The organism is Klebsiella sp. CSG-1 (assembly GCF_056521145.1).
Genome location: NZ_JBWNLD010000004.1, coordinates 1 through 25,021, shown reverse-complemented (window position 1 = coordinate 25,021; position 25,021 = coordinate 1). Strand labels below are relative to the sequence as shown.

Genomic DNA, 25,021 nt, shown 5'->3' with positions numbered 1-25,021 from the left:
GCTGGCCTTTATTCCGCCGATACGGGCATACTGAATGCACTTTACCCGGTTAGCGCGCTACCGACGTCACCTGGACGGACGGTTCGCCGCCCGGGACGCTATGCAGGTGCGAAATTAACGCGGGAGAAATGGAATGAACTTACCGGTTGTTGCCGTTATTGGGCTCGGTGCTATGGGGCATGCTTTTGCCAGCAATCTGTTAAAAAAAGGCTTCACCGTTCACGGCTGGAACCGTACCCCTGAGCGGGGTGAGGATTTGATAGCCAGCGGATTAATCCGTCACGCGACCCCTCAACAGGCCGCGGCGTCGGCGGAGGTGATTCTGTCGGTACTGACCGATGGTGAAGCAACCCGGAATGCGATCCGCGAAATGGCTCCGGTTTGCCAGCCAGACGCCGTTTTTTGCCAGATGGGGACGATTGGCGTCGAAGAAACACGGGAGGCCGTTGACCTGCTGGCATCGCTTCGCCCATCGATGGTCTACCTTGATGCGCCGGTGTCGGGAACCAAAAAACCGGCGGAGAATGCGCAAATTCTGGTGCTTGCCAGCGGGGATCGTCAGCGAGGCGTGAAGGCCGAGAGCGTCTTTGCCGCGATTGCGCGCGGCACACAATGGTTTGGCGACGCCGGCAACAGTCAGAAAATGAAGCTGGTACTGAACGCCTGGCTGATCACCATGATGGAAGGGGTGGCAGAAAGTACGTTACTGGCGGCGAAATTAGGTTTTACTCCAGAAGCATTCTGGGGCGCGCTTGACGGTGGCCCGCTGGCGGCACCTTATGTGAAAGCCAAGCTGGAGATGATCGCGGCGAATGATTTTACTCCGCAGATGCAGCTCAGCCATGCGCTGAAAGATGCCCGGCTGGCGCTCGACGCGGCGGAAGATACGCCGTTGCCGATCCTGGCCACTATCGCCGACTGCTGGGATGAAGCCGCCGATGAGGGGTATGCCGATCGTGACCTGGCATCGGTGTATGCCTGGCTGGCGGGACAGCCGACAAGCGGGTACTAAGCGCGAAGTGCAGAGGTCGATGTGAAGGTGGCGTGATACTGCCGCGCTCTTAACGTAGGCCCAGTGGAGGGATGTTCAGGGAAGGGCATCTTCATCCAGTGTAATAATCTGGATCCCGGCGGTCTGATACGCTTGCGCATCGTCAGGGAGACGGTCAATTACCAGAGTATCGATACGTTCCGCCGGGGCGAACTGCGCCAGCGAGGTATTATTGAGCTTGCTGGAGTCACACACCACAATCACCTGACTGGCATGTTCCACCATGCCGCGTTTCGTTTCCGCCAGCATAATATCGGCCACACAGGCGCCGTGCTTGACGGAGAGCGAGTTGGCCCCCATAAAGGCCTTATCCACATTAAGCGTATCGAGAATAGAACGTCCGTTGATGGACACCACGCAGTGGTAGCCTTTTTTGACGATCCCCCCCAGCAGGATGATCTGAATAGTGGGGCTGGCCTCCAGTTCACGGGCAATCTGATAATCATTCGTCACCACGGTGACATTCTGCCGATCGCGGATATGACGGGCGATATGCAGCGTGGTGGTGCCGGTATCCAGCACGATGATATCGCCATCTTCTACCAGCGCCGCGGCGCGTTGGCCAATACGCTCTTTCGCGGTCAGATTGACGACTTCCCGCATATCGGAGGCTTGCTCAAAACTGGCCCGGGTGCGCAGCACGGCGCCGCCGTGGGTGCGGGTCAGCATCCCGGCCTCTTCCAACTGACGGAGATCGGCACGAATGGTTGCGCCAGACACATTGAACACTTCACACATCTCGGAAACCGCAACCTTGCGTTTTTCCCGGAGAATACTGAGTAACTTTTCCTGTCGTTCTTCTGCAAACATTGTGCCTCTCTTACGGACGATGTCACCTTCAGCGAGAAAATTCCGGCCGCGGCCGCAAGGCTCACCTTCAGGTTGGCCCGCGACTTAACGCATCCAGGCGATCGTATAATGGCGCGGATTGTTGGTAAAGCGTATCAAAAAGTTCGCTACAGGACTGATAATATTCCTGCAGACGCCGGTCAGGCATCACCGGTTCGTCGAACTGCACCGTATGCCGAACGCCATCGGCAAAATCCGCATACATCCCGATGCCAACGCCGGCAATAATAGCGCATCCGGTGACGCCATTCTCCGGATTGCGCGTCGATATAATGGGAAGATTGTACGCAGCCGCTTTGATTTCCAGCCACAGCCGACTGCGTGCGCCACCCCCTGAGGCGATCATCTGCTCGGGATGCTGCCCGCACTGGCGTAACTGGCGAAGATTACGCGCCGAAGCGAACGCGACCCCTTCCAGAACCGCCCGCAATAAATGTCCGCGGCCATGCTTACGCTGCAGGCCGAAGAACTGCGCGCGCGAATTGGTGTGATCCGCCATGCGTTCACCGGTTAAGTAGGGCAAAAACAATAATCCTTCCGCACCGGCGGGGACTTCGGCCGCCAGCTGCAGCAGTTCCGGGTGTGTAATGTGGTTTTCTGCCAGAGCCTGGCGCGCCCAGCGTACCGCATCGCCGCCGGCATCGAGGAGGGTAAACCCGCCCCAGACCTGGTTTGCCAGATGCAGGTTATTGACTCGTGAATGCAACAACGGTTGCGGCGATACCACCGTGATCAGCGTGGAGGTTCCCGTAGAATCGGATGCCGTTCCTGGCTGATATACGCCGGAACCCAGCAGGGTGGCCGCCATATCTGACGTCCCGGCGACCACCGGGATCCCTGCGGGCAGGCCGGTCAGCGTCGAAGCCTCACGGGTAACCTCGCCGATCACCTCGCTGGACAGTTTCAGATCCGGTAACTGCTCCCGTCTCAGGCCAAACAATTCCAGCGCCTGTGGCGACCAGCTGCGGCTTTCGCTGTCCATCAGAAAGTAGCAGGAAGCCTCGCTGTAATCGGTGGCGATGGCGCCGGTCAGCATGAAGTTAATGAAATCCTTCGGCATTAATATCTTCGCGATGCGAGCCGCGCTCTGAGGATAATGTTCCCGCCACCACGCCAGCTTAAAGGCAGGCCAGGCGGCTGCCGGGGGATTATTCAGATGGCGCAGCCAACGTTCCGCATCTTCGCGAACAATAAAAGCGTCGACCTGCGGCTGGCTCCGTTTGTCATTCCACAACAGCGCTTTGTCTTCGACGAGTTGACCCGCGCTATCCAGCAGTACGGTGCCATGCATTTGTCCGCAGGCGCCTATCGCGGCGATCTGCGAGCGGACATCGGGGAAACGATACAGAACTTCGCGGATACAGTCGCAGACAGATTGCCACCACAAAGAAGGTGCCTGTTCCGACCAGCCTGCACGAGGGGTCGTTTGCTCATATTCCCGCTGCGCAAACCCCACGAGAGAACCATCGGCCCTCAGGATGGCGGCGCGGGTACTCCCGGTGCCGACATCAATGGTTAATATTTTATTTTTCATCACTGACTCCGGTGACATCATAAGGCGGGCCCTCAGGGCCCGCAGGCGCAGGTTTTAACAGGCGTTCAGTTCAGGGAAGAGGTCCGGATTTTGTTCCAGTTGGGCCAGCACGGTGGTCACCGCCCCCAGACTCATACCGAAGCGGCGGACGCCAAGCCGGTAGAGCTCGCGCACGGTATCCAGATCGCGAATTCCCCCCGCGCCTTTGATGTCGATGCAACCTTTCAGCTGTCCGGCGATGATGCTGACCTTTTCCGGGGTCGCACCGGTAGGGGCCCAGCCGGTGGACGTTTTCACCCACTTCATCCCCACCTCAACGGCAATATCGCAAACCCGACAGATCTGTTCCTCATTGAGATAGTGGGTTTCGAGGATCACTTTTGCCGGTACCGGCGCCGCGGCTTCAACAACCCGCCGCAAATCCTGGCGCACATAGTCATAATCCCCGGACAATACTTTGCCGATATTCACCACCATATCCACTTCCCGGGCACCGTCAGCAATAAGCTGGCGGACTTCCTGGACCTTAATATCGGTTGTGTGGCCACCGCCAGGGAAGCCAACCGGGCCGCCAATCATGATATCGCCCCGTCCCTGTTGCGGCAGTAACGTACTGAGAAAGCGTGTCCAGCAGGGCAGCACATGCACCGAAATGATGTTGTAGCGGGTAGCCAGTTCCGCACAGGCACGAATATCTGCTTCCGTACTGGTCGCCTGGACGGCGCTGAGGTCAATTAAGCGGGCAAAACGGCGAGTGGTCTCATTCATAGTCTGATCCTGTTATCTGTTTTCAGTTGTTTTCATTTAACGATTTATACTCACGTTTTTACATTAGAAAACGCATTAAATGAAAATAATGTGATCAAATAAGCATTTTTTTATTTTCATTTGCTTTTAATTAACAGGGCGGTACAGGAAGACACGATGATCACACAGTCACAAACGGTCATAAACGGGCACAAAAGCAAAGGGGGATGGGTTTTTGTTTGCTTTTGTTTGTGACCGGATGGCGGTCAAAAGAGGGAAAAAACGTCGCTGGAAGGGGGAGAAATGTGATTTTCATCACATGAAGTGACGAGGGCACCGCCATCTTTGCTGGACGTTTTCACGGTCGCAGCACCCCATCGACGGGCAAGGTAATCTTATCAGGCACTGCAGGAGAGAGAGTTATGTTACCGCTGGAACGTCATCGCTTAATTGTCGAGTTGTTAGGCCAACATGGTGTCATGCGGGTCGATGAGATTGCGCAAGCAACCCGGGTTTCTCGTGAAACGGTACGTCGGGATCTCAGTGAACTGGAGCGAAAAGGTATTTTAAACCGCAGTCACGGCGGGGCGCTGTTGGTCGAAAACCCACCGCCCACTCCCAGGGGGCTCCCGTCTGGTCTACCGATCCAGGATGGGCAAGGGAGCTTTCAGCAACGTACATTGCGGCATAGCGAAGCCAAAATGCGTCTTGGCCGCAAAGCGCTGCAGCTGCTACAGCCTGGGGACACCATTCTCCTGGACAGCAGCAGTACCAGCTGGTTTATGGCACGCCAGATACCCGAGATGGCGTTAACGGTTATCACGCCGTCTGTCGCTATTCTGCAGGCGCTGATGAGCCGTCGCTCCTTACACCTGATTGGTCTAGGCGGTGATTTTTCACCGACCGAGGAGGCTTTCTTCGGCGAAATGACGGGACGCATGCTGCGCGAATATGCCATCGATACGTTTTTCTTCTCGTGTCAGGGGCTGGAGCGCGACAGCGGTCTGTATGCCGGAACGGACGCTCATGCCGCCCAGGTAAAGCAAATGATGATGGCAGCCCGTCGGGTCGTGGCGCTGATCGACAGCAGCAAGCTGGGACGGCTGGGGGTGGCAAGGATCGGCGGTCTGGGAGAACTGGATTGCTTGATAACCGAAGCATTTGATGATCCGCTGCTCGAAAAAGAGATGACCTGGCATAACGTCAGCACACAAATTGCCTGAGTGTACCGTCACGTCGTGACGGTGAATCTATGCATTGTCGACACACCGCACCGTGCGGTGGGGCCAGACTTTGCCTGAAATCAGCGAATGACCGGAATTAATACCGAAACAGAGAGGCATTATGCGTTATTACATTTCCCCCTCACTCATGTGTATGGACATGATGCAGCTGAGCGACCAGCTGAACTTTTTGAACAGCAAAGCGGACAGATTGCATGTTGATGTGATGGATGGCCACTATGTCAAAAACCTGGCGCTCTCAACCAGCTTCGTGGCACAAATTCGCCCCTGGACCACTTTACCTGTCGATGTTCATCTGATGGTCGAAGAGCCGATGGCGTTTATCCCGGCCTTGTTGGACGCCGGAGCGGACGCCATTTCCGTTCACCCTGAAACCATCAGTCGTGAAGCCTTCCGCGTGATCAATACCGTACGCCAGGCCGGCAAACAGGTCGGTATGGTGCTGAATCCCGCCACGCCGCTGGAAACGCTCAGCCACTACCTACACCTGCTCGATAAAGTCACCATCATGACCGTGGATCCCGGCTATGCCGGTCAGCCTTTTATTCCTGAAATGGTCGAAAAAATCGCCCGGCTTCAGCAGCTCAAGCAACAGCGTGGACTCAGCTTTCTTATCGAGGTTGATGGCTCATGTAACCGCCAGACCTACCGGAAATTGCTTGAGGCAGGCGCCCAGGTGCTGATTTTGGGAAGCAGCGGTTTATTCCGCCCGGATGTATCACTTGCTCAGGCCTGGGACACGCTGATCCAGGATCTTGACGAGGCGAGTCATTCCCCGGCCCACGCATAAAGGAGAGAGCAATGTCAGGCAAAGTCTGTGTATTTGGTTCATTTAACTGCGATATGGTTGCCCGGGTTGAACGCTTTCCGGTTCCTGGCGAATCCCTGGTCGCTTCCGGGAGTATGACCAGCGCCGGTGGCAAAGGCGCAAATCAGGCGACGGCGGCGCTGAAGGCCGGTGCCAATGTCCACTATATCGGCAAGATTGGTGAAGATACTTTTGGCCACTTCGCGCGCCGGCATCTCAAGACCGTGGGATTTAATGCCGTCACCTTACTGGTGACCGATGAGGTCCCCACCGGTAACGCGCTTATCTATGTCGCAGGCGATGATGCTGAAAACATGATTGCCGTCGATCCTGGCGCCAACATGACGGTGACCGATGATGAAATTGCCGGTTGCATTCCGGCGATCGGCTGCGCCGATGTGGTGCTGGTTCAGCTGGAGAATAATCTCTCTGCTATTGAACAGGTGGTTGCCGCAGGCAGGGCCTCCGGCGCCTTCGTGGTACTCAATCCCGCCCCCTGGCAACCGGTCGACGATGTCTTTCTCAGCAACGTGGATTTACTGACCCCCAATGCCACGGAAGCCTGGCTGATGACCGGATGTCGGGTAGACGATCTGCCTGGCGCCGAACAGGCGGCCGAGGTGTTGCACTCGCGCGGAGCGAAAAACGTCATCATCACCCTCGGGGCGAACGGCGCTTTACTGAGTGAACAGGGCGTGAAAACCCATATCCCGTGTTTCCCCTCTCAGCCCTGTGATACCACAGGAGCAGGCGATGCCTTCAATGGGGCACTTGCTGCCCGCCTTGCCTGCGGCGATGCGCTCCATGAGGCCACCCGGTTTGCGGCGGCCTATGCCGCGGTCAGCGTCGAAAGGCGCGGCGCCTCATCTTTGCCCGATTATGAAGAAGCTCTGGAACGTCTTGTCCATGCCACTTCTGATGTTGAAGTGGCCTGAAACCCTACTGTAAAAAAACGATAACGAGGATAGACCATGAGTACGCTGATTACTGACAAAGTGGAGAAAGATGCGGTTCACCACGAAAAGCTGGATACCAGCGCCTATCTGGCGCATACCCCCTGGCTACAGTTTTTACTGGTATGCTGCCTGTTTGCCCTCTGGGGTATGGCAGGTAACCTGAATGACATTCTGATTGCCCAGTTTAAAAAGGGCTTCGATCTGACCGATACCCAAACGGCATTGGTACAGTCGATTTTTTTCCTTGGCTACTTCTTTGTGGCGCTGCCCGCCGCCGCGCTGATCAAACGCTACTCCTATAAAGTGGCGATCGTGATTGGCTTATGCCTGTACGCGCTGGGCTGCTTTCTGTTTGTGCCCGCGGCTCAAATTATGACGTATGGCGCTTTCCTTGCCTGCCTGGGTGTGATTGCCTGCGGCCTCTCTTTTCTTGAAACATCCGCCAATACCTATTCCAGTCTGCTGGGACCGATACAGTCTTCAACGCAGCGCATTAACTTCTCGCAGATTTTTAACTCTCTGGGGGTAATTTCCGGCGTCCTTATCGGTCAGATGATGGTCTTCGGCGAACACGATCCGAGTCACGAACAACTGCTGGCCATGCCCGCTGAGATGGCAGAAGCGGCGCGGCATCAGATGGTGAGTCAGGTCGTCGGACCTTATCTGATTATTGGTTCGGTGCTGGTTGTGCTGGCGCTGGTTTTTGTCTTTATTAAGTTCCCGTCCTGCAAGGGGGAACAATCTCAGCAGCAGCAGACGCCAGGCGAGAGTATGGGGCCGACGCTGAAACGTCTCTTTGCGCTGCCGCGTTTTCGGCTGGGTGTCCTGTCGCAGTTTCTCTACGTCGGGGCGCAGGTTGGCGTCTGGAGTTTCACTATTCGTTTCGTACAGCTTGTTCAGCATGGGACCAGCGAGCACTCCGCCACCTACTGGCTGCTGGCCTCACTGGTTATCTATGCCATCGGTAAAGGTATCGCCACCTGGCTGATGAATCGTCTGAATCCCGCGGCGCTGCTGGGAGCGTTTGCATCAGTGGCGACGGTGCTGCTGCTGGTTGCGGTCTTCAGCCACTCGATGTTAGCGGTCTATGCGCTGATACTGGTGAGCTTCTGCATGGCTCCGTGCTGGCCAACCAACTTTGGTCTGGTGATTAAAGGGATGGGCAAAGATACGCAAACCGCCGGTTCCATTGTGGTGATGTCGATCATCGGCGGGGCGGTGATTCCGTTAGCGATGGGAATTATCTCCGATCTCAACGGCGGCAATATGCAAATCGCCTTTATGGTGCCGTTGTTATGCTTTGTGTATGTCGCTTTCTATGGCTTTTGGTGCGTGCGTAAAGGAGTATAAAATGCGTGACCTGATACGTAATTTAGCTCATATCGGCTACCAGGTGCAGGATATCGTGCGCTCGTTGGCCTTTTATCAGTCCCTCGGCTTTGTGCTGCAGCGCCGTTTTAGCAAACCCTCGGCGAGCGGGAATATTGAAGTCGCGTTTATCGAAATGGGTGGGGTGGTACTGGAGCTGTACCAGCTACCCAATGGCCTCGCCTTCGATCGCGCTCGCTGCGGGATAGACCATATCGCGCTGGAAGTCAGCGATCTTGCTGCGGTCATGACGATGCTCACGACGTTAGGTTATCCGCTGGATGAAGGGCCGGTCGAGGAAGAGAAGGTCCGGTTCCTGCTGATTCGTGGCCCGGATGGCGAACGTCTCGAGTTTGACCAGTCTCTGGCGTAATACTCACTTCGCGCACGCCTTTGATAACAATAGGGTTAAAGGGCCGTCTACCGGTTGGTGGGCAGGGCGCACCGATGACCTGGGTCGGCAAGTCAGTCTGCTGGCGCCTTAGCAAAGCATTCAGGCAGGTTAAATAACCTGCCTGATTTATTTTCCACCCGCCGAAATGTCACAACCTACGGGACGCATCCGGTGAGACGGGTAAAAAAAAGCTCCGGCGGATAGCGCCGGAGCAGGTATTCATTTACGCCAGACTGAGACTTATTTATTGTCCAGCGCGTAGGCAATCACGTAATCCCCACGATCCGGAGACTGGCGGGCGCCGCCTGCCGAGATCAGAATGTACTGTTTACCGGTTGTCGGTGAGACATAGCTCATCGGCGTACCGCCGCTGCCTACCGGCAGACGGGCTTTCCACACTTCTTTGCCGCTCGAGGTATCGAAGGCGCGCAGGTAATAGTCCTGAGTCCCGGCAATAAACACCAGTCCGCCCTGAGTCGCCAGCGTACCGCCCAGCGTAGGCATGCCAACCGGCATCTGAACACGCATTTTGATACCAAACGGTCCGGTATCCTGTACCGTACCGGCCGGAACCTGCCAGACGATTTTCTGGGTCTTCAGATCGATAGCCGACAGCGTACCGAAAGGCGGTTTCTGGCATGGGATCCCCAGCGGAGACATGAAGCGGTCTTTATTTACGCCATATGGCGTGCCTTTCAGCGGTACGGCACCCATCCCGGTGTTGACCGACTCGCCGCCGTTACTGGCTGCCGCCCGGTTGTTGTCCTGCTTGATCATCTGCACCCACAGGCCAAGACGCATGTCGTTGACGAACAGGTACTGATTATTGGGGTCAATAGACATACTGCCCCAGTTCATGCCACCCAATGAACCCGGGAAGCTCAGGGACTTATCGGTATCCGGCGCGGTGAACAGACCATCATAACGCATCGATTTAAAGCTGATACGGCACATCAGCTGGTCGAACGGCGTTGCGCCCCACATATCCGATTCGCTCAGCTTTTCATTGCCAATCGATGGCATGCCGACGGAGAACGGCTGCGTTTTAGAATACTGTTCGTTCGGAATCGTGCGGGTTTTGACCGGCAGTTCTTTGACTTCGGTCAGCGGCTTACCGGTCAGACGGTCGAGCACAAAGATCTGTCCGGTTTTCGCGCCAATTACCACCGCCGGTTTGGTGGTGCCATCCTTCATCGGGAAGTCGATCAGGCTGGGCTGCATCGGCAGGTCGAAGTCCCACAGGTCGTTATGAACCGTCTGGTAAACCCACTTCTCTTTACCGGTAGTCGCATCGACGGCCAGCACGGACGCGCCGTATTTGTGGTTGAGCGCAGTACGGTTGGCCCCCCACAGGTCAACGGATGAGCTACCCATCGGCATGAACACGGTATTCATCGCCGGATCGTAAGACATCGGGGCCCATGAGTTAGGCGTACTGCGGACGTAGGTCTGGCCTTCCTGCAGTTTGGCCGTAGGATCCTGGTTGCCCGGGTCGAAAGCCCAACGCATCTGACCGGTGATGACGTCGAAGCCACGAATAACGCCGCCAGGCATATCGGTTTGCACGTTATCGGCGACACGGCCGCCCACCACAACGGTGGTTCCGGCGAGGGTCGGGGCAGAGGTCAGCTGATATTTCGGATCGCTGGCGTCACCCAGACCGGCTTTCAGGTCAACGATGCCGTTATTACCAAAGGCGGAGCAAAACTCACCGTTATCCGCGTTAATAGCGACCAGGCGGGCATCGATGGTGTTCATCAGGATACGACGCTGACAGGTGTCACCGGCGGCCAAAGTCGGCAGGGGTACCGGGGTGGAACCCGGCACGTCAGGCTGAACGATAGGTTTGGTGGCATCGAAATAAGCCAGACCGCGGCAGCGGTTCCATACCTGAGATTGGGCGTTGATTTCACGTTTCCAGATCTGCTTACCGCTGTTTGCATCAACGGCAATCACGTTGTTATGCGGAGTACAAAGGAAAACTTTATCACCCACCTGCAGCGGCGTTTGCTGATCTTCCGCGCCGTTCCCGCCAGGGCTGATCGGAATATCGCCGGTATGGAAAGTCCAGGCGACCTTCAGGTCTTTGACGTTGTTACGGTTAATCTGATCGAGTGCGACGAAGCGGTCACCGCCGGGGGTATTACCGTAGTTTTCCCAGTTTTTTTGCGCTTTATTTGGCTCAACCGGGATCAGCGGCAGCTCTTCCCCTTTGAAGGCGACGGTCGGGTGCGGCTGGAACATTTGTACGAAGGCGCCCAGCATGCCGGCGGCTAATACGACCGCGAGGGCATAAGACGGTTTGCTGAAGCTGCTCTTGCCTTCGCACTGACGCAGCGCGGGCCAGGTGGCAAAGCCAAACAGCATAAAGCCGGTGGGGACCATCAGACGGGAGACCAGCGGCCAGAAATCCCAGCCGGCATCAAACAACGCCCAAATCAGCGTCCCCAGAAAAACCAGAATGAACCACACCACAGCAGAGGATTTACTGCGGAAATACTGGACGGCAGAGAAGAGCATCACTATGCCGGCAATAAGAAAATACCAGCTACCGCCGAGAGAAATCAGTTTTCCCCCTTCAATGGCAAAGAACAGGCCGCTAAGACTTAGCGCCACCCCTAATATACAGCACCATATCCTGAGCACAGGGCTCGGCCGGTCGTGTAATTCAGACATGCAGGAACTCTCCGAAAAAAGCGTGATAGTTGTTACAGGGTCATGCGGGCAGATCTCTTCTGTAGAAAGAAGTACAACGACCTCAGCATAATCATTCAGCAGGCAATTGTACCACCTGGTTCAGATCAATGTTAACTACTCATGCTTTTTAAACCATTTTTTTAACAAATTTGTACAATCGTCGTTAAAAAGCTTTTTTCAAACCATCGGATCGCTGGGAAAAAACCTGAAACCAGCTTCAGTTAACCGAATGGTCCACATATGATGTCGGCGGGATCTCAGAGGCCAGAAGATACAACGGTTGAGAGGGGAGATGACGCCTGTTCGTTTGCGCCGGTGTTTATACAAAAGTTAAGCGGACTTGTCCCCGGCGCGGGATATGCTTTAATTACCGTGGTTGCGGTAATCGCATCGTATTGAACAGAAATGGAGTTCATTGAATGAAGAACAATCTGATTATCTCGTTACTGTCCGTCATGGCTTTTTCCGCCTGCGCCGGGAGTGAATTAACGGTCAGCGATCTGGCGAAAAATACGCAGACTCAGGCCCTGTTTGCGCAGATGACGCAACACCACTCGCTACCAGAGTGGGTTACCCAGGGGGGAACCTCATCGCAGGCGCAGAACGTGACCATTGGCGGCGTCCGCTATGTCGTTCTCCAGTCCTGCAAACCGCATGACTGTGCGTCACAAAGTATTGCGGTGCTCTATTCTCAGGAGGCAAAAAAAATGACCGGCGTCTTTTCCGTGAGCGCTGAGGACGGCGCCGAGCAGAAACTCAGCTGGCTGAATGTTCCCGATGAGCTATCGATAGACGGTAAAACGGTGCTGTTTGCCGCGCTGAGCGGCAGTCTGGATAACCATCCGGAAAGTTTTCACTTTAAATAATCCGCTGGCTTAAAGGGCAATCTGCGACGGGGCTGTTGTCGTCGCTGGCTGAGCAGGCGCCTGCCACCGGTTTTTCGCGGGCGGCCGGTGCCTCAGCGACAGGCAAGGTCGCCTCGTCATGCTTCAACGGCGATGCGTAACTTTTTCATCGCATTTTGCTCCAGCGGACGCACCCGTTCCGCCGATATCCCGTAGCGTTCCGCCAGTTCGTGCAGCGTGGCTTTATTGTCCTCATCCAGCCAGCGCGCGCGGATAATCTCCTGGACATCTTTCGCTGAGACACCCAGCTCTCGGGCGACCATCTCTATTTCATCATGATTGAACCTGCCAGGGCGCTGCCTGGCTTTTCTCAGATTAAAGAAAAGTTTGCGCTGGGCTTTAGTCGTCGCCACTTTGACGATGCGCCAGTTACGCAGCATGTACTCGTGGATCTCGGCCTTGATCCCGTGTACGGCGAACGACACCAGCCTGACCCCGACGTCCGGGTCGAAGCGGCGTACGGCTTTCATCAGCCCGATGTTGCCTTCCGTTTGCCATCTGCGATGGTCGCGGAGACGGGCCGGTTTCGCCGGGCGGGGCCTTGCGCTAAAATCACGCCACTAGCAAAATATATAGTCGGAAATAAGCAGAAAATTATGATGTACTATTTTAGGGATAATGATTTATACCAGCATTTGCACGACATGGTATTGAATAGCGATATACCGGTGCTGCGGGTAATTGCCATCTTTATTCTTTTACACTGCGTGGCCCACTACCTGGTTTTGCCATATCTCGATCGCAAAGTCGCGAAGAAAAAAACATCAAAACTGACGATCGTTACCCATCATCACTTCTTTCATCGTATGGTATTAACCCTGCAAGGGGCAGTGCTGGCCGCCCAGCTGTCATTCATTGCCAACCCACACCATGAAATACTGGCGTGGATCCTGACCGGCGCGCGGATCTGGACCCTGACATTTGCGCTGCTCGCATTTTATGCCTTTATTGATGTTATCTGCGATTTACTCAAAACAAACCTTCAGTTTAAGGGCTTGCCTTATCACGGCCTTCAGCAAAGCCTCAAGCTGGCGGGGGCGGTGATTTATAGTATTTTACTTATTTCGTTGCTGGTTGATAAATCACCGCTCATTCTGTTCAGTGGCTTAAGCGCCATTGCGGCAGTGCTGTTATTGGTCTTTAAAGACCCGCTCCTGGGGCTGGTCGCCGGGATACAGCTTGCCGCGAATGATATGCTGCAGCCGGGGGACTGGATTGAACTGGATTCCCTCGGCGCCAATGGCTCCGTCCAGGATATCGGGCTGACGACGGTCAAGGTGCTTAATTTTGACAATACCATCACCACTATTCCGACCTATACCCTGGTTTCCGGCTCGTTTAAAAACTGGCGCTATATGGTGGAGCATGGCGCCAGGCGCATCCAGCGTACGATTAATGTCGATATCGCCACGGTACGCATCCTGACCCCTGAGGGGAAACAGGCAATCGTTAATCATGACGCATTAGCGTCGCTGATGGCCGCTGACTCAGCGGCGAAAACCAATATCGAATTGTTTCAGGAATACGCTAAAGCCTGGCTGGCGCAGCATCCAGCTATCAGAACGGACATGACGCTGATGGTCAGACAGCTACCGTCCACCACCTACGGTTTGCCGGTCGAGTTCTATGCCTTTGCCAGCCAAACCGAGTGGGTCGCCTATGAGCAACTACAGAGTGAGATCTTTTCTCACCTGATGGGCATCATCTCGTTGTTTGATCTGAAGATCCATCAGCTTTCATGAGCGCATAGCATCCCGTTATTACTCCTTCTGCTACGCTTAAAGCTGATTTCACCTGCGGCAAGTCAGGAGGGTGAAATGCCCGCTTGCCGGGGGCGCAAAACAGGCCCGGCGCACCGGTCATCGGGTCAGTAATATAAAAAGAAGTCTTGTTTAAGGACGTTAAAAAATTTTGGCATCGATCCTAACGACCTGCCGCTCAACGTTATCAGCAACGCCATCGAACGTAATTTTTTGCATATGACCCGACAGAAACCTTTACCACCGATACATATCAACCCGATCGTTATTTTAATCTGACATAACCACGCTCTTCGGCCCCTCATTCCGAGGCGGCCAGCGGATAGGGAGAGCCAATCATGGAGATACATTATGCTAAATTTTGACCGTCGTACTCCTCAACTTCTGAGTGAAGAGATCCTCAAAAAACAGCGCGGGGTTTTGCTGGTCGTTGCCTTCCTGTTACTGGTTGGCGGACTGATGTGCCTGATCAATCCATTTGCCACCGGGACCGTACTGAGCATTTTCGTCGGCGTCCTGCTAATGCTGAGCGGCGCGGGATTAGTTGTTGGTATGTTTGCCAACCGTGCGCAAAACACCTGGCCCACGATCGGCGGTATTCTGCTCGGTATCGCCTATCTACTCTTTGGCTATGTTTTTATCACCAGCCCGCTGGCGGGGATTCTGGCGCTGGCCGTTTATCTGGCGGTGCTGTTTGCTTTTGGCGGTATCGCGCGCCTGGTCGCGGGGTATGTACATCGCGGGCTACCGGGAAACTGGCTGCAGTTTGTCATCGGTATTCTCGATCTGGTCATCGCCTGGACGCTGATCGGTTCAGGGCCGGAAGCTTCGGTGACGCTGGTTACCGCAATTGTGGGGATTGAGATGCTGGTGAGTTCTTTCGGCTTGTTCCAGGCCGCCCGCCTGTTTAAACGCGGTTAAGCGCGGCGGGTAAAAAGACCGGGCCAGCTGGGTAGCCCGGTCTGTTCTTACCGGCGGCGGCCATCAGCAGCTTACAGCATCGCCACTACTCCTGGCGCCAGCACGCTGGCCGCCCTGATAATGACCATCCACATCCGCTTTTTCCAGAACAGACGAGGCGTCTCGTTTTTGCTGTTCATAGCCGTGTTCTCCGTTAATGTATGCCTCAATGGTAGCCTCATCAGGTTTGATTTTGCCGCGGAGAGGCGGCCAGCCAGACAGAGATCGACGGCGGAGTCATATTTGGCCAGATGCTAATCCCGAGGTCGGTAAAACCAGGGAAAATCAACCCGAGGGTCAGCATAAAGGGACCATCGCTTGCCCGGCGGTTATAGGCGCTGCGGACGGGTGAAGAATATTTTTCCGCAAAACGGCTTAGGCGGTGGGCTGACCCATGATCAGGCCGTCACGCAGGATATCCGTTATCTCGCTAATCTCTGACATTGCCGACATTTTGACCATTGCCGGAAAGAAAATATCAGGGGAAGGGGCCAGTGGAATGACGAAACACTTTTCCAGACGTCGGGCATCCACCTCGGAAGCGGGTAACAGCGAGACCGCTTCCAGACCCGATTCCAGACAATCAATGATCGCTTTAGGCTGGGTGATATGCATGATAATGTTAGGATATTTCCCGTTTTCCGAAAACAGGTCGACAAATTTCTCGTATATTCCTGTCCCCTCGTAGCGCCTTAGCAGAACCAGCGGCATTGACGCCAGCTGCGATATCGCCAGCGGTTCGTGCGGCGCAACCGGTAATATTTTTTTATTAATCACCGCCACCGTTGCTACCGGAGGAAATTCATGGCACTGAAAAGCGTCATCCGGGTGCGGCCGCTGCATAAAAGCGATATCAATGAGACCATCATGAAGAAAAGATTCTAAATTACTGGAGTCCGAAACGGTAATACGTAATTCAATATCTGGATTGCGGCGATATAACTCCAGAATAAGCGGCTGGAAATAAGATTGAAATAAATGAGTCAGTCCTATACGGATAAAAGCATTTTCCCGCTGGGCTATTTTTACCGTCTCCCGAACGGTATCTTCAAGCTGATTGAGGATCTGGCATGCGCGGTGATAAAAGTAATTACCGGCAGTGGTTATTTCCACGCCGTTTCTGCTGCGGACCAGCAGCTGCGCGCCAAGCTCGTCCTCCAGCTCCTGAATGCGCTTACTGAGCGGCGGCTGGGCCATATTCAACTGGCGCGCAGCCTCGCTGATCGAGCCGTGCTCGATGACTTTGCAGAAATACTTTATGCGTTTTAAGTCCATCTGATACTTACCTTGATAGTCACTGCTTTGCGAGTTATAGGAGGGTTAGGGCGGGATGTCAATAAACTTAAGTCGCACAGGGATATAATTACAGAGCGTATGCCATTGTCTTTTTTGTTAAACAAATATCCATTTAATGTTAATTAAAATAATGCATACCATTTTAGTGTGGCCGTTATGACATAAATGGTATTTGTCCATCATATTATTAATGTTTTATATTTTTTGCACCGCAACATTTATTATGCATAAGAGGTTTTACTGATGGAAAATATCCCTCCAGAAAAAGAAAACACCATCCATGATTTGCGCTCCGCGCTGGAACTGCTGCAGCGTACGCCAGGTGAATATGTCGAAACCAGCGTCGAAGTCGATCCGCAGGCGGAGTTGTCCGGGGTTTATCGCTATGTGGGCGCGGGCGGCACCTGCGAGCGTCCGACGCGTAAAAACGGCCCGGTGATGATGTTCAATACCATTAAAGGTTTTCCACAGACCCGGGTGGCTATCGGTATCAACGGCTCACGTAAACGCGTCGGCCAATTTCTGAACTGCGCGCCGGAAAAACTGGGCCAGCTGCTGAAAAACTCGGTACAGACGCCAATCGATCCGATTCTGGTCGAGGGGAACGCCATCTGTCAGGAAGTGGTGCACTATGCTGACCAACCTGACTTTGACCTTCGTACGCTGCTTCCCGCGCCGACCAATACCGAAGAGGATGCCGGCCCGTATATTACCATGGGGTTATGTTACGCCTCCGATCCACAAACCGGTGAGTCGGATATTACCATTCACCGCCTGTGTATTCAGAGCCGGGATGAGCTATCCATGTGGCTGACGCCGGGACGCCATATAGACGCGTTCCGCATGAAAGCGGAAGCCGCAGGCAAGCCATTGCCGATCTCTATCAGCATCGGCGTTGACCCGGCAATTGAAGTAGCCGCCTGTTTTGAACCGCCTACCACGCCGCTGGGTTTTGATGAACTGAGTATCGCAGGCTCCCTGCGCGGTCATGCGGTGGAAATGGTGAAGTGTAAAACCATCAATGAACGCGCTATCGCCCATGCGGAAATTGTTATTGAAGGTGAACTATTGCCCCATGTTCGGGTACGTGAAGATCAGAATACCAACACCGGTAAAGCCATGCCGGAATTCCCGGGCTATACCGGCGAAGCCAAAGCGGCGCTGCCTGTTATCAAGGTCAAAGCCGTCACTCATCGCCGCAATCCAATCTGGCGGACGACAGTGGGTCCCGGCGAAGAGCACGTCAACATGGCCGGTATCCCGACCGAAGCGAGCATTCTGGAAATGGTTGAGCGCGCAATGCCGGGCAAACTGCTGAACGTTTTCGCCCACTCGGCAGGCGGCGGTAAGCTGCTGGCGATCATGCAGTTTAAAAAATCAGCGCCTACTGACGAAGGGCGCCAGCGCCAGGCTGCGCTACTTGCTTTCTCCGCTTTCCCGGAGCTCAAGCATGTGATTCTGGTCGACGAGGATGTGGACATTTTTGACAGCGATGACGTGATGTGGGCAATGCAGACCCGGTATCAGGGGGATGTGGATACTCTCTTTATTCCTGGCGTACGTTGTCATCCGCTCGACCCGTCCCAGGCGGCAGGTTACAGCCCGTCAATTACCCAGGACGGTATGTCATGCAAAACGATTTTCGACTGTACCGTGCCGTTCCATCTGAAAGCGCATTTTGAACGTTCTCATTTTAAAGAAGTGGACGTGAAACGTTTTCTGCCGGATTTCGAATAAAGGAGTAAAGCATGGCCACACAACGCATTATCGTCGGCATCAGCGGCGCGTCGGGTTTTCAGTATGGCGTCAGGGCGCTGGAGTTACTTCAGGGCCGCGGGCTTGAAGTGCATCTTGTCATGTCGAAAGGCGCGGAAAAAACCTGCGAACTGGAAACGGACTATCGGCTTGCGGATGTCACGGCGATGGCGGATGTGGTCCATTCTCCTGGTAATCTGGGCGCCGCGATCTCCAGCGGCTCGTTTAAGACGCTTGGCATGCTCGTAGCTCCTTGTTCCATGCGCTCGCTTGGCTGTATTGCCCACAGTATGACGGACAATCTGCTTACGCGCGCGGCAGATGTGGTCCTCAAGGAGCGCCGCCGACTGGTGCTGATGGCGCGTGAGACGCCGCTCAACCTGAGCCACATACGTAATATGCAGCTGGTGACGGAGATGGGAGGGATCATCTTTCCACCGGTGCCCGCGCTCTATCAACGCCCGCAGACCCCGGATGAGATTATCACTCATAGCGTGGCGCGCGCGCTGGATCTGTTCGGCCTGGATGTCCGCGCCATTCCTCGTTGGGGGGAAGAGGGGCTACCCGCACAGCCGGAGAGCGTCGTTCCTGTCACGCTCTGAGGAAATAATATGTTAATTGGACCCTATGTTAACGGTGGCGCTGTCATCGTGGGCGGCCTGCTCGGCGCCCTTGCCAGCAGTGCTATTTCGGAGAGGGTAAAAACCTCGCTACCGCTTATTTTTGGGCTATGTTCGGTTGGCCTTGGGATCAATCTGGTCATTAAAGTGACGTTTATGCCTGCCGTCGTACTGGCGATGATCATCGGCACCGCTATTGGTGAAATCCTTTATGTCGAAAGAGGCATCGGCAAGGTGGCCGGTTCCACCCGTTCAGTTATCAACGCTTTTTTACCGCCGGTGAAGGGATTAACCCAGGAGGCGTTCACCGAGAAGTTTGTGGCGATCCTTGTACTGTTTTGCGCCAGCGGTACGGGTATTTTCGGCGCTATGCATGAAGGCATGACCGGCGACCCGTCGATTCTCTATATCAAGACGGTCCTCGATCTCTTCACCGCCGGGATTTTCGCCACCATGCTGGGGTTTGCGGTGATGACTATCGGTTTACCGCTGATAGTTATCCAGGTGGCGCTCGCGATGCTGGCCACGATGATCCTGCCGCTGCTCTCGGCGGATATGATGGCGGATTTCTCCTGTGCCGGCGGCCTGTTAATGGTTGCGACCGGTTTACGTATCTGCAATATCAAGATGTTCCCGGTCGCCAACATGCTACCCGCGCTGGTGTTGGTGATGCCATTCTCCTGGCTATGGGCCCATCTCATTGGTTAGCGCCTGCCGTTGCCCGGCGTATGCCGGGCATTGTGCTGCTTGAGGTGAAACAATGACATTACGCTCTGCTTATGAACATGTTGTATTGCTGGACGAGGAACAGAACCCTGTCGGCACGTTACAGAAACGGGTCGCTCATCATGAGCACACCCCGCGGCATCTCGCGTTCTCAACATGGCTATTCAACTCCGACGGCGACTGCCTGCTGACGCGACGTTCGCTTGATAAGAAAGCCTGGCCTGGCGTATGGACCAACTCAGTCTGCGGCCACCCGCAGTGGCAGGAGTCATTCGAGAGCGCAATTCGCCGACGCTGCCGCTATGAAGTTGGGGTAGAGGTGGAGGGGATTACGCTCGTTGACGAGACCTTCGGTTACTGTGCGACCGATCCGTCAGGCATTGTTGAAAATGAATATTGTCCGGTCTATGCCGCCCGGGTCACCACATCGCTTACGCTTCGTCAGAGCGAAGTTATGGATGCTCGTTGGGTGCCGCTTGCGGCACTTAGCGCGGCCGTGGACAGCCTCCCTGAACTGTTTAGTCCATGGCTGGTGATGCAACTGTGTGCGCCTGGGAATATTGACCGGTTCAGGCAATATGCTTCGCAGCTGTCCGCTTACTCGCCGGTGCTAACGGCATAAGGAAAAGCCATGGAGATATTCTCTCGCATCAGCGAGTGGCTGAAGGTTCAGCATGTCGTGGCGTACTGCGTTAGCGACGGCGTATCGCTGTGGTGCGCCAACGCTTTCTATGTCTTTGACCCCGGCGCAGTCGCTTTTTACCTTTTAACCAGTCCCGCGTCACGACATGGTCGGATGGCGGGTAAACGGACTCTGGTCGCGGGTACCGTCAGCGACCAGTCGCAGACGGTTATCCACATTCGCGGCCTGCAATTTCGTGGCGAACTTCGCCTGTTGCAAAGTCAGGAGGGCGAGGACGCCCGTAAACGCTATTACCAACGCTTTCCGGCAGCACGCGTCATGTCCGCCCCGGTGTGGGCCATCGACATTGATGAGATGAAATTCACTGATAATAGGCTTGGCTTCGGCAAAAAACTGTCCTGGCGACGCGACGGCGATCCCTCTTCATCAGCAAATTAGAGAGGAGAGCGGATGACAACCTGTACGCACGAAAGGGTCTGGTCATGAAGTGATTGGGGCGGTGGGCGTCAACGGCGCTCATGGCGCGAATGATACGCTGATAGCAGCAGGCTGCTGTCGAAGCATTAACGAATGAAAAGGAATAAACATGGCGGAATTGCAGAATAAACATTTGCTGATCGTTGGCGGAAGTTCTGGTATCGGCTTTGCGATAGCACAGCGCGCTGGCCTGGAAGGAGCCAGACTGACTCTGATGGGGCGTAGCCAACAACGGCTGGATGAGGCGCGCGCTATGCTGAAAGCGCAGAATATAAAGGTGTGTGAAACGCTAGCTTGCGATGCCCACGATCATGATGCATTGCAAGCCTGCTTCGCTAAGCTTGCGCCATTTGATCATCTGGTTTCGATGGTTGGAGACGCCATGGGCGGCGGTTTTCTGGCAGCAAGCATGGAGACTATCGAGCATGTCATTCACTCTAAATTTCTTACCAACGTAGTGATCGGGAAGCTGGCTGCCAAGAAGCTCCGTTCCGGTGGTTCGCTGATCTTTACATCCGGTACCGGTGGCCGGGCGCAGCATGCCTGTGCGAGCTATGTTGGTAATCTCGGTATCCAGGCACTGGTGCAGGGGCTGGCAGCGGAAATGGCGCCTGAGGGGAGGGTTAATGCGGTCGCGCCCACCTGGACCGTTACCCCTTTCTGGCGAGAACAGTCCAGAGAGCAAGTGGATAATACCCGCCAGCATTTCGCCAGCGTTATTCCACTGGGGCGTACGGCTGAAATTGACGAGCTGGCGTCTGCCTATTTGTTCCTGATGAAAAATGATTTTGTGACCGGACAGCAGCTAGCGGTGGATGGCGGGATCATGCTCGGTTAATTTTTCTGGCTAGTGTTAGAACGGGAGCCCTGGCGTTCCCTGAGCAATATCAGCGCATATCGCGTTCAAGTCCGGCGGTGTGACGCTGCCGGAAGCGGTTCTTTCCAGCGACGGCCGACGCGTTACTCAAGGATTAATCTTTGCCGAATAATTTGAAGCCGCCGTGAAAAAATAGCGGTGAGGGGGCCTTAACAGAATGACGCCAAATCAAGGCCTCGCCGGGAAGCATTGCAGATCTTACTGCTTCTCTAATGTCATTTTATTAACCAGAATATCTCCAATATTAAATTGTAGCCAATCCACGAGTTCTTTAATTTTACCCGCAGCCTCTTCGCCAAGTGGCGTGAGGGTATATTCAACGTGGGGCGGGACGGTGTTGAACGATTTTCGCAGCAACATTTTATTTTCTTCAAGCTGTTGTAGCGTTTGGGTCAACATTCGTTCGCTCACGCCTTGCACCTCCCGGCGAAGTTCGCCAAAGCGTTTCGTGCCATTTTTCAGCACTAACATTACAAGCAATCCCCATTTGCCCGTTATTTGGTGCAAAATTTCACGGGAAGGACATTGTGAAAGCAACACATTGCCCAGCATTCTGTCTTCTACAAAAAATTCTTCAGGAATTTTCTCGCGCAACGCAGTTTGATCCAGCCGATCGTGCATTTATAGAACCTATTTAACATAAACACTTACTAAAAGTAAGTTTAGTGAATTTAAGTCTCTCCTACAACCAAAAATGCAAAAAAATTGCCAGATCGGGCTGTTGATGATGCTATTTCTCCGCTTCATATAAAACAAACTCACTTTTATTTTATTTAAAAATCAATAAGTTAAAAAATAATGATAACTTAATCACATACTTACATTTTTGTACGTACTTCCTAAAAGTAAGTTTTAACCTATAATGAATCACATCAAGGCCGAACGATTCGGCAACCATGGTCGAAATTCAACATACTTTTCAAAGGAATACATAATGAAAACTATCGCAGTAACAGGTGCAACAGGTCAATTCGGCGCAATCGCTCTGGCAAAACTGCAAGAAAAAGGGGCAAATGCGATCGCCCTGGTACGTAACCCGGCAAAAATTTCAGGGGCGGAAGCGCGGGCATTTGATTATTCAAAAGTTGAAGGTCAAGTAGAGGCCCTGCAGGGTGTGGACACACTACTTTTAGTCTCAAGTAGCGAGGTAGGCCAGCGTGAAGTACAACATAAAAACGTGATCGAATCGGCGAAAAAAGCGGGTGTAAGGCATATTATCTACACCAGTTTGCTCGGTGCAACCAGTGGAAATACCGTTGGCTTATTAGCAGATGAACACATTGCTACCGAGCAGGCCTTAAAAGCATCAGGGTTAACCTATACTATTTTACGTAACGGCTGGTACACCGAAAACTATACCGCTTCTGTGCCAGCGGCATTAGCATTAAATGCATTTTACGGTTCGGCAAAAGATGGAAAAATTGCTTCAGCATTGCGTGCTGATTATGCGGAAGCCGCAGCAAATGTGGCATTCGGCGAAGGGCACGATAACCAAACTTACGAACTGGCAGGTGACAACGCTTACACCCTTACAGAATTAGCAGCAGAAATCAGCAAACAAGCGGGTAAAGAGATCCCTTACGTGGATATTCCCGCTGCAGATTACGAAAGCGCGTTGTTAAATGCAGGTTTGCCAGAAGGACTGGCACACTTACTTGCTCAGGCGGATGTTGATGCCTCAAAAGGGGCCTTATTCTCAACCGACAAAACACTTTCTCGTTTGCTCGGTCGCCCAACACAAGATTTAGCCGTAGCGGTAAAAGCAGCGCTTTAATTTTATTTTCAGGCGTGTTCTGCACGCCTTTTTTTATTGTTTGAATGTCACTGGTAATACACGACTCGAAGTCCGTATTTGGGCGCCTCCCTCTGACTTTTCCAAAAAAATTACCGGTTGCCAACAGCTGATTATCCTGATGACCAGCTCCAAATATAAAAAAGGAGGCAACATGGAACAACGATTACAGGTGGTAAAATTGAGAAACAATGCAATGAAAAAGTTAGCGACCTTGTTTACCGTTGGGATATTAGCGTTTGGGAGTATGAATGTTATGGCAAGAGAACAGTCTGCCAATATGGATTCATTGCGTGAAATGATGAGCAAAATGCCTCGGGTGAACACGCAGGGGGTTACTTATAAATGGCTTGATATACCTTATGCGACTCAGTCAAACGCACAAAAGTTAGATATTTACTTACCCAGTGAAGGCAAGGCGCCATATCCGGTTATCATCGCCATTCACGGCGGTGGTTTCATTTTCGGCGATAAAGGCACTAGCGAAGTAGATGCTCCGATGACAGGGCTAAAACGCGGCTACGCCGTCGTGTCAATCAACTATCGCCTGGCTGGCGAGGCGACTTTCCCTGCGGCAGTATACGATGTTAAGGCCGCGGTGCGTTTTATAAAAGCGAATGCGGAAAAATATGGCTTAGATCCTCATCGGGTGGTGGCGTGGGGCGATTCTGCAGGGGCCAATTTAGCCTCAATGCTTGGTACAACGGCAGGCATCCCTGTGCTGGAAGATTTAAGCCTGGGCAATGCAAAGCAAAGCAGCCGCGTGAATGCCGTAGTCAGTTTCTTTGGCCCGACCGACTTTAGTGCTATGGACGCCCAATTCAAGGAAAGTGGTAAAAAGTCGTTGCAAATTCACAATGCTGCGGATTCGGGCGAGTCACAATATATGGGGATGCAAATCAGTAAAATTCCTCATTTAGTTAGATTTGCTAATCCACAAAGCTATATTTCAAAGGATAGCGTGCCATTTTTCCTGATGAACGGTTCGGAAGATCCAATCGTGCCAACCCAACAAAGCGAAAATTTTGCGAAAGCGTTACAAGCCGTGATTGGTGAAGATAAAGTTACCTACGTTCAGCTCCAGGGAGCAGGACACGGTACAGCCGAATTTGAGGCGAAAGAGAATTTGGATCAAGTTTTCCAGTTTCTCGAGAAACATCTGAAGCGTTAACTCTCTTAACGGTTTTAAGCCAGGTACGTGAACACCGCGGCAAAGATTTCGTTTCAGGTGCCCGGCAGCAAAGCATGCTGGCGCCTGAGCTCCTGAAGATAATGGAAACCTGTGATAACTAATTGAAGGAAGGGGATGTATATGACCGAGGCAGGTCTACGTGTGGTGATGCACTCAGTGTCCTCCAGATACCATTTAACATAATATACATTATGCGCACCAACATGGATTAAGGCAGAATCCAGTGATTTGTGGGCATCCTTGTTCTCGCAGAATCTGGATGTGCTGAGTCTGGTTGGTTCGCCTAACGGTTGAAATGTCTTGCGGCCTCCACTGGGCTTGTTGAGTGTTCTGAATGTTCGCTTCAGGAACTGATTCAAATGAAACGATT

At 53.5% G+C, this 25,021-nt stretch carries 24 protein-coding genes and 2 pseudogenes; 17 read left to right on the top strand and 9 right to left on the bottom strand.

The genetic code is table 11. The annotated features are described in order from the left end of the window. Nucleotides 1-133 precede the first annotated feature (133 nt). On the top strand, nt 134-1,012 hold the full coding sequence (locus tag AC007G_RS11145; RefSeq protein WP_032696201.1) for an NAD(P)-dependent oxidoreductase: 879 nt from the start codon (nt 134-136) through the stop codon (nt 1,010-1,012). Between the two features lie 75 nt (nt 1,013-1,087). On the opposite strand, the gene AC007G_RS11140 is transcribed toward AC007G_RS11145, so the two are convergent. The 3 genes from AC007G_RS11140 to deoC all read right to left on the bottom strand — a co-directional run bounded on the left by AC007G_RS11140 (nt 1,088) and on the right by deoC (nt 4,202). Continuing rightward, nucleotides 1,088-1,861, bottom strand: a complete 774-nt coding sequence (locus tag AC007G_RS11140) for a DeoR/GlpR family DNA-binding transcription regulator (RefSeq protein WP_032687725.1) — start codon at nt 1,859-1,861, stop codon at nt 1,088-1,090. Nucleotides 1,862-1,928: 67 nt separating this feature from the next. Beyond that, entirely contained in the window at nt 1,929-3,434 is a 1,506-nt protein-coding gene (locus AC007G_RS11135; protein WP_447823149.1) for a xylulokinase, read from the bottom strand. 54 nt (nt 3,435-3,488) lie between these two features. Then, entirely contained in the window at nt 3,489-4,202 is a 714-nt protein-coding gene (deoC, locus tag AC007G_RS11130) for a deoxyribose-phosphate aldolase (protein ID WP_046852505.1), read from the bottom strand. Nucleotides 4,203-4,603: 401 nt separating this feature from the next. On the opposite strand from deoC, the gene AC007G_RS11125 reads away from it, so the two are divergent. The 5 genes from AC007G_RS11125 to AC007G_RS11105 all read left to right on the top strand — a co-directional run bounded on the left by AC007G_RS11125 (nt 4,604) and on the right by AC007G_RS11105 (nt 8,930). After that, nucleotides 4,604-5,404 (top strand): DeoR/GlpR family DNA-binding transcription regulator, encoded by an 801-nt coding sequence (locus tag AC007G_RS11125; protein WP_142630645.1) that lies wholly within the window; start codon nt 4,604-4,606, stop codon nt 5,402-5,404. Nucleotides 5,405-5,525: 121 nt separating this feature from the next. Then, nucleotides 5,526-6,215 carry a D-allulose 6-phosphate 3-epimerase gene (alsE, locus tag AC007G_RS11120; RefSeq protein ID WP_142630646.1) on the top strand — a complete coding sequence of 230 codons (690 nt, stop codon included), beginning with the start codon at nt 5,526-5,528 and terminating at the stop codon, nt 6,213-6,215. Between the two features lie 11 nt (nt 6,216-6,226). After that, nucleotides 6,227-7,168, top strand: coding sequence for a ribokinase (locus AC007G_RS11115; protein ID WP_047664895.1), 942 nt, complete (start codon nt 6,227-6,229; stop codon nt 7,166-7,168). Nucleotides 7,169-7,204: 36 nt separating this feature from the next. Next, nucleotides 7,205-8,539: an L-fucose:H+ symporter permease gene (gene fucP, locus AC007G_RS11110; RefSeq protein ID WP_142630647.1), complete on the top strand. Its 1,335-nt coding sequence runs from the start codon at nt 7,205-7,207 to the stop codon at nt 8,537-8,539. Between the two features lies 1 nt (nt 8,540). Further along, nucleotides 8,541-8,930 (top strand): VOC family protein, encoded by a 390-nt coding sequence (locus AC007G_RS11105; protein WP_032687717.1) that lies wholly within the window; start codon nt 8,541-8,543, stop codon nt 8,928-8,930. Nucleotides 8,931-9,191: 261 nt separating this feature from the next. On the opposite strand, the gene AC007G_RS11100 is transcribed toward AC007G_RS11105, so the two are convergent. After that, the gene (locus tag AC007G_RS11100) at nt 9,192-11,627 is read right to left on the bottom strand and encodes a glucose/quinate/shikimate family membrane-bound PQQ-dependent dehydrogenase (RefSeq protein WP_142630648.1); all 2,436 of its coding nucleotides are present in this window, start codon (nt 11,625-11,627) and stop codon (nt 9,192-9,194) included. 440 nt (nt 11,628-12,067) lie between these two features. Between AC007G_RS11100 and ivy the strand changes: the two genes are divergently transcribed. Beyond that, the gene (ivy, locus tag AC007G_RS11095; protein WP_131055467.1) at nt 12,068-12,514 is read left to right on the top strand and encodes an Ivy family C-type lysozyme inhibitor; all 447 of its coding nucleotides are present in this window, start codon (nt 12,068-12,070) and stop codon (nt 12,512-12,514) included. 116 nt (nt 12,515-12,630) lie between these two features. Here ivy and AC007G_RS11090 read toward each other — a convergent pair. Beyond that, nucleotides 12,631-13,041 (bottom strand): annotated as a pseudogene (locus tag AC007G_RS11090) (sigma-70 family RNA polymerase sigma factor); the annotation flags it as partial. A gap of 108 nt (nt 13,042-13,149) precedes the next feature. On the opposite strand from AC007G_RS11090, the gene AC007G_RS11085 reads away from it, so the two are divergent. Next, complete coding sequence (locus AC007G_RS11085) at nt 13,150-14,295, top strand: mechanosensitive ion channel family protein (protein WP_158491140.1); 1,146 nt, start codon at nt 13,150-13,152, stop codon at nt 14,293-14,295. 369 nt (nt 14,296-14,664) lie between these two features. Further along, on the top strand, nt 14,665-15,234 hold the full coding sequence (locus tag AC007G_RS11080; protein WP_032687714.1) for an HdeD family acid-resistance protein: 570 nt from the start codon (nt 14,665-14,667) through the stop codon (nt 15,232-15,234). A 71-nt stretch (nt 15,235-15,305) separates the two neighbouring features. On the opposite strand, the gene AC007G_RS11075 is transcribed toward AC007G_RS11080, so the two are convergent. The 3 genes and pseudogenes from AC007G_RS11075 to AC007G_RS11065 form a co-directional block, all read right to left on the bottom strand. After that, a complete protein-coding gene (locus tag AC007G_RS11075) occupies nt 15,306-15,413 on the bottom strand; it encodes a DUF2474 family protein (RefSeq protein ID WP_376768087.1) in 108 nt (35 codons plus the stop codon). Between the two features lie 47 nt (nt 15,414-15,460). Continuing rightward, nucleotides 15,461-15,610: pseudogene (locus tag AC007G_RS11070) on the bottom strand (ubiquinol oxidase subunit II); the annotation flags it as partial. Between the two features lie 38 nt (nt 15,611-15,648). Continuing rightward, on the bottom strand, nt 15,649-16,548 hold the full coding sequence (locus AC007G_RS11065) for a LysR family transcriptional regulator (RefSeq protein ID WP_032687713.1): 900 nt from the start codon (nt 16,546-16,548) through the stop codon (nt 15,649-15,651). Between the two features lie 264 nt (nt 16,549-16,812). Here AC007G_RS11065 and AC007G_RS11060 point away from each other — a divergent pair, with 264 nt between their 5' ends. From AC007G_RS11060 to AC007G_RS11035, 6 genes are all read left to right on the top strand, one after another. Next, nucleotides 16,813-18,306 carry a UbiD family decarboxylase gene (locus tag AC007G_RS11060; protein ID WP_032687712.1) on the top strand — a complete coding sequence of 498 codons (1,494 nt, stop codon included), beginning with the start codon at nt 16,813-16,815 and terminating at the stop codon, nt 18,304-18,306. Between the two features lie 11 nt (nt 18,307-18,317). Then, nucleotides 18,318-18,926, top strand: a complete 609-nt coding sequence (locus AC007G_RS11055; RefSeq protein WP_032687711.1) for a UbiX family flavin prenyltransferase — start codon at nt 18,318-18,320, stop codon at nt 18,924-18,926. Nucleotides 18,927-18,935: 9 nt separating this feature from the next. Further along, the gene (locus AC007G_RS11050) at nt 18,936-19,652 is read left to right on the top strand and encodes a DUF554 domain-containing protein (protein WP_032696191.1); all 717 of its coding nucleotides are present in this window, start codon (nt 18,936-18,938) and stop codon (nt 19,650-19,652) included. 52 nt (nt 19,653-19,704) lie between these two features. Next, on the top strand, nt 19,705-20,292 hold the full coding sequence (idi, locus tag AC007G_RS11045; protein ID WP_132467476.1) for an isopentenyl-diphosphate Delta-isomerase: 588 nt from the start codon (nt 19,705-19,707) through the stop codon (nt 20,290-20,292). 9 nt (nt 20,293-20,301) lie between these two features. Beyond that, nucleotides 20,302-20,751 carry a YhbP family protein gene (locus tag AC007G_RS11040; protein ID WP_032699839.1) on the top strand — a complete coding sequence of 150 codons (450 nt, stop codon included), beginning with the start codon at nt 20,302-20,304 and terminating at the stop codon, nt 20,749-20,751. 148 nt (nt 20,752-20,899) lie between these two features. Beyond that, entirely contained in the window at nt 20,900-21,628 is a 729-nt protein-coding gene (locus tag AC007G_RS11035) for an SDR family NAD(P)-dependent oxidoreductase (RefSeq protein ID WP_047664899.1), read from the top strand. Between the two features lie 237 nt (nt 21,629-21,865). Here AC007G_RS11035 and AC007G_RS11030 read toward each other — a convergent pair whose 3' ends face one another. After that, entirely contained in the window at nt 21,866-22,219 is a 354-nt protein-coding gene (locus tag AC007G_RS11030) for a winged helix-turn-helix transcriptional regulator (protein WP_032696367.1), read from the bottom strand. 382 nt (nt 22,220-22,601) lie between these two features. Between AC007G_RS11030 and AC007G_RS11025 the strand changes: the two genes are divergently transcribed. After that, nucleotides 22,602-23,441, top strand: coding sequence for an SDR family oxidoreductase (locus tag AC007G_RS11025; protein WP_032696187.1), 840 nt, complete (start codon nt 22,602-22,604; stop codon nt 23,439-23,441). A gap of 172 nt (nt 23,442-23,613) precedes the next feature. Next, on the top strand, nt 23,614-24,630 hold the full coding sequence (locus tag AC007G_RS11020; RefSeq protein ID WP_208324748.1) for an alpha/beta hydrolase: 1,017 nt from the start codon (nt 23,614-23,616) through the stop codon (nt 24,628-24,630). The last annotated feature ends 391 nt before the right edge of the window (nt 24,631-25,021 follow it).